We start from the raw sequence: 391 nt of genomic DNA on the forward strand, positions 1-391 counted from the left end.
CTAAAGCAGTTTATGGCGATAAGTTTGATAAGTTATTTGATCCAATTATTCCTGTTCCAGAAGTGAGATTGCAAGAGCATGAGGATGGTAGTCAGTTGAAGCTGCAGAATCGAGAGTTAACGTTTTATGACACACCAGGTCATGCGAAGCATCATTTTTCCATACATGACTCAAAAAGTAATAGTATTTTTACAGGGGATACGATTGGCGTGTATTACCCTGATTTACTAGAATTTGATGAAGAGCTTATTCTACCATCTACATCACCTAATCAGTTTGATCCAAAATCAATGTTAGAATCATTAAGCCGAATTGAACGTCTTGATGTCGATGCGATTAACTTCGGGCACTTTGGACAGTCGACGAATCCAGAGCTTGTTTACAAGCAAAT

Annotated in this window: 1 protein-coding gene; it reads left to right on the plus strand. The window is 38.1% G+C overall.

Annotated elements, in window-relative coordinates:
• Positions 1-391, plus strand: a 391-nt coding sequence (locus A194_RS0116590; protein WP_017187871.1) for an MBL fold metallo-hydrolase, incomplete at both ends; no start/stop codon positions are given.

Source organism: Alkalibacillus haloalkaliphilus C5 (assembly GCF_000269905.1).
GTDB lineage: Bacteria > Bacillota > Bacilli > Bacillales > Alkalibacillaceae > Alkalibacillus > Alkalibacillus haloalkaliphilus_A.